Below are 4,154 nucleotides of genomic sequence, written 5' to 3' on the forward strand. Positions count from 1 at the left end.
TCGGCAGACCCAATGTCGGGAAATCAACCCTCCTGAACAGCATCCTCGGTGAAAAGGTCGCGATCGTCACCTCGAGGGCGCAGACCACCCGCAAGAAGATTATCGGTATAAGGACGTCACGCGACAGCCAGATCATCTTCATCGATACTCCCGGGATACACAGGCCCTCGAACAGATTGGGCGAATTCATGCTCCGGGAGGCGAAGGAGGCGCTGAAGGACGCGGACGTCATCTTCCTGATGGTCGAACCTCAAGCGGCCGGTCCCGGTGACCGGTTTATCATTAATTCTCTGAGGGAATCAGGCACGGCCCCTCCGGTGTTTCTCATCATAAACAAGATAGACCTGATAAAGAAGACAGAGATCCTCCCGCTCATCGAGGAATTCAGCGGGCTCTATCCTTTTGAAACGGTTTTCCCTTTGTCCGCCCTGAACCCGGACGATGTGAAGATGCTCGTTGATACCGTTGTCGGGAAACTACCTCAGGGGCCCAAATATTATCCTGATGACGCTATTACCGACGAGTACGAGCGTTTTCTCGTTTCCGAGATAATCCGTGAGAAGGTCATGGAATTAACGAAGGACGAGGTGCCCCATGCGGTCGCCGTCGAGATCGTGCAGTGGACCGAAAGGGAAGACGGACTGACCTCGCTGTCGGCGAATATTTATGTTGAAAGGCAGGGGCAGAAAGGTATTATAATAGGAAAAGGCGGGGGGAGACTCAAATCCATCGGCACCGCGGCAAGGGCTGATATCGAGCGTTTCCTGGGACGAAAAGTTTTTATGGAGTTGTGGGTAAAGGTCAAAGAAGACTGGCGGAGCGACCTGAGGAAACTGAAAGAAATGGGGTTTGAATAGATGCTTGTTCAGATGAAAGTGGAGGGTCTGCTCTTCGATCCCCGGAGCAGCATGTACATCCTGCTCCTGAGACAGATCGACGGCAACGACACCCTTCCCATATGGATCGGGAAGCCCGAGGCTGATTCGATCGCCCTCGCCCTCGGAAAGGTTGCGACGCCGAGGCCGCTTACCCATGACCTCATCAAGAATATCGTCATCGGTCTTAAGGCGAAGGTGACGAGGGTCGTGGTGACGGAAATATTCGATAACACCTATTACGCCCTCATTCACCTTGTCGACGGCAAGAAAGAAGTGACGATCGATTCGAGGCCGAGCGATGCCGTTGCCGTCGCCTTGAGAGTTGAGGCCCCTATCTTTGTTGAAGAGGGGATCCTCGAAAAACGGAGCAGCGATGAGCTTGAAGACTGGCTCAAGAACCTGAAACCCGAAGATTTCGGTAACGTCATGTAATGCTTCAGAGAACCGAAGCGATAGTCCTGAAGACCACTCCCTTTTCAGAAGCAGACCTTATCGTTACCTTCCTTTCATCTGACTGCGGATTGCTGAAGACCTTCGCAAAGAGCCCGCGGAAAGTGAAGAGCAGGTTCGGGAGCAGTCTCGAGCCTTTGACCCATGCAAAGATTTCATTTTGGGGCAGGGAGGACGCCGGCCTCCCGCGCCTGACACAGTCGGATATCGTCAGGCCCTTCCAGTCCGTACGGGATGACCTTGAGAGTTTCTTCAGCATGGCGGAGATACTCGAGCTCACGCTGAACCTTCTGCCGGAGCGCGAGCCGAACAGAGATATCTTTCGTCTCCTCTGGGGGATTCTCGATGCGATTGATACGGATTATTCCCGCCTTCGCCTTGATAAGCGGCGATCAAAGGGATTCCTCGATTGTCTCGTGCTCTTCTCCAAGGTGAAACTGCTCGACATGGCCGGTTACGGTCCCGCCCTTGAAGGATGCGCGCGGTGCGGCAGGTCGGGCGTTAACTTCTATATAGCGCATGGCTCGGTCATCTGCGGGGCCTGTACCTCTGCTATGGATGGGCAGATAAAGGTTTCGCCGGGCGCGATCGAACTCTATGCGACTCTGCGGAAGTGGGAGACCTCGAAGATCGCGAGGATACGACCGTCTGGGACCATGCTCGCCGAATTATCCGGTCTGATCGACGCCCATCTCCGGTATACCCTATCGAAGCCTCTGAGAACGAGGGGCCTCCAGGTGTGACCGCTTGGTATGCGGTTTATGCTCTTTTCATGGGGGTTGTGCCTTGACAGGAAGGCTCTGGTTGATATATAAAATGTGTTACAAACACACAGCCGTTTCTGTACCGTGTAAGGTTTAAGCAATGAATAAGCGGGATACCCTGAGAGATCTTTTTTCTATTCAGGAGCGGGTGAACAGGCTCTTCGAAGACGCCATGGGCGGGGCGGCGGCCCCTGAAGACGCGGGGGGAGGTACGTGGTCTCCTGCAGTAGATATCTATGAAGCAGGGAGCGAGTTTGTCGTCGAAGCGGAACTCCCGGAGGTTGCGCAGTCCGATATAGAGATAAAGGTTCAGACCAACACGCTCACCATCGAGGGAGAACGAAGATCCCGGAGGGCTACGATGGAGGGCTATCATCGGATTGAACGTGCCTACGGAAGGTTCTCGCGGTCGTTTCTCCTTCCTGGTTCGGTCGATCAGGAGACGATAACGGCGACCTTCAGGGATGGGGTGCTCCGGATCGTACTCCCCAAGAAAGTGGAAGTGTCGCCGAGGCAGATCGAGATCGTCGAACGATCGTAATTCCGGTCGTCGTTTTCGCGGGACGCAGTCGGTAATCCTTCTCAATGGTGAAAGGGGTAAATGGGAAAGATACGTGTAGCTATTGCCGGTATCGGAAACTGTGCGAGTTCTCTCCTCCAGGGAGTCGCCCACTACAAAAGACTCGGTGATCGGCATCCCGACAGATCGCTCGGCCTCATGCATTATGAACTCGGGGGATACAGGCCTTCCGATATCGAGTTCGTTGCTGCCTTCGACATCGATAAAAGGAAGGTCGGCAGGCCCCTCAGGGAAGCTGCGTTTGCGAAACCCAACTGCACCAAGGTATTCAACCCCCGCATCCCCGACTATTCCGTGAAGGTCCAGATGGGTGAGGTCCTCGACGGCGTCGCTTCCCATATGAAGGATTATCCTGAGGACAGGAGGTTTGTCGTCTCCGATAAAAAGGCCGTTCACGTTGCCCTCGTCCTCAAACGGTCAGGAGCCGATATGCTGATATGCTATATGCCGGTTGGGGCTGAAAGGGCCACGGCCTATTATGCCGATGCCTGCTTGAAGGCCGGAATCGGTTTTATCAACTGCGTGCCGGTCTTTATCGCCTCCGATAAGAACTGGGCAAGACGGTTCGAGGAAAGGCGGATACCCGTTATCGGGGACGACATCAAGAGCCAGCTCGGTGCAACCATCATTCACCGGATGCTCACCCGTCTCTTTGAAGACAGGGGCGTGAAGCTCGACAGCACCTACCAGCTCAATGTCGGAGGCAATACGGACTTCCTCAACATGCTGAACCAGTCGAGACTGAAATCGAAGAAGATTTCGAAGACGGAGGCGGTCCAGTCTCAGCTCCATAAGCCCCTGCTGAACGAAAACATCCACATCGGTCCATCCGATTACGTGCCGTGGCTTTATGACAACAAGGTCTGTTTTTTGCGGATGGAGGGGAGGGGGTTCGGCAATATCCCCATGAACATAGAACTGAGACTTTCCGTGGAGGATTCGCCGAACAGCGCGGGCGTCGTCGTTGATGCGCTGAGATGCTGCAAGATCGGCCTTGACAGAAAGGTCGGCGGTGTTCTCATTTCTCCTTCTTCGTATTTTATGAAGCATCCGATTCAGCAGTTCTCCGATGAGGATGCGCGGGACATGGTAGAGGAGTTTATTGCGGGAAAGCGGGAGAAGTGAGAAACTGGAGGAGGTTGTATGACCGAGGCGATCATTAAGGTTGAAGGAATGAGTTGTATGCATTGCGTCGGGAGAATAAAGAAGGCCCTGGAAGGCCTGAAGGGCATTCAGGCATCGGATGTCCAGATAGGACTCGTAAAGGTAACATTCGATGAAAAGAACCTTTCGAGAGGGGATATCGAAAAGGCCGTTGTAAGTGCAGGGTATAAGGTAGCCGCGTAACGCGTCCGAATTCATGCCGGCACGGGCGGAACCCTCTCCGCCCCGGTCATGCCGAAGAGAGCCCGGCTTTTCCCTGAGCCGTCATCTTCGGCAGGCGCATCAAGAGCATTCCCGATCCTCCTCGCAGCCGTTGAG

The 4,154-nt window shown here is 54.3% G+C and carries 6 protein-coding genes; all 6 read left to right on the forward strand.

From position 1 onward, the window contains the following. Nucleotides 1-857: GTPase Era (gene era / locus VEI96_08825; protein HXX58088.1), on the forward strand; the 857-nt coding region annotated here is incomplete at its 5' end. Further along, entirely contained in the window at nt 858-1,310 is a 453-nt protein-coding gene (locus VEI96_08830; protein HXX58089.1) for a bifunctional nuclease family protein, read from the forward strand. It begins immediately after the preceding gene. Then, the gene (gene recO, locus VEI96_08835; GenBank protein HXX58090.1) at nt 1,310-2,071 is read left to right on the forward strand and encodes a DNA repair protein RecO; all 762 of its coding nucleotides are present in this window, start codon (nt 1,310-1,312) and stop codon (nt 2,069-2,071) included. The genes VEI96_08830 and recO overlap by 1 nt, the downstream gene beginning before the upstream one ends. A gap of 121 nt (nt 2,072-2,192) precedes the next feature. Continuing rightward, on the forward strand, nt 2,193-2,633 hold the full coding sequence (locus tag VEI96_08840) for an Hsp20/alpha crystallin family protein (protein ID HXX58091.1): 441 nt from the start codon (nt 2,193-2,195) through the stop codon (nt 2,631-2,633). A gap of 60 nt (nt 2,634-2,693) precedes the next feature. After that, the gene (locus tag VEI96_08845; GenBank protein ID HXX58092.1) at nt 2,694-3,797 is read left to right on the forward strand and encodes an inositol-3-phosphate synthase; all 1,104 of its coding nucleotides are present in this window, start codon (nt 2,694-2,696) and stop codon (nt 3,795-3,797) included. Nucleotides 3,798-3,815: 18 nt separating this feature from the next. Then, nucleotides 3,816-4,019 (forward strand): heavy-metal-associated domain-containing protein, encoded by a 204-nt coding sequence (locus tag VEI96_08850; GenBank protein HXX58093.1) that lies wholly within the window; start codon nt 3,816-3,818, stop codon nt 4,017-4,019. The last annotated feature ends 135 nt before the right edge of the window (nt 4,020-4,154 follow it).

The organism is Thermodesulfovibrionales bacterium, from assembly GCA_035622735.1.
Classification (GTDB): Bacteria; Nitrospirota; Thermodesulfovibrionia; order Thermodesulfovibrionales; family UBA9159; genus DASPUT01.

Coding starts and splice junctions, on each gene's coding strand:
- VEI96_08850 (HXX58093.1), top strand. CDS start 3,816: ATGACCGAGGCGATCATTAAGGTTGAAGGAATGAGTTGTATGCATTGC.
- recO (HXX58090.1), top strand. CDS start 1,310: ATGCTTCAGAGAACCGAAGCGATAGTCCTGAAGACCACTCCCTTTTCA.
- VEI96_08840 (HXX58091.1), top strand. CDS start 2,193: ATGAATAAGCGGGATACCCTGAGAGATCTTTTTTCTATTCAGGAGCGG.
- VEI96_08830 (HXX58089.1), top strand. CDS start 858: ATGCTTGTTCAGATGAAAGTGGAGGGTCTGCTCTTCGATCCCCGGAGC.
- VEI96_08845 (HXX58092.1), top strand. CDS start 2,694: ATGGGAAAGATACGTGTAGCTATTGCCGGTATCGGAAACTGTGCGAGT.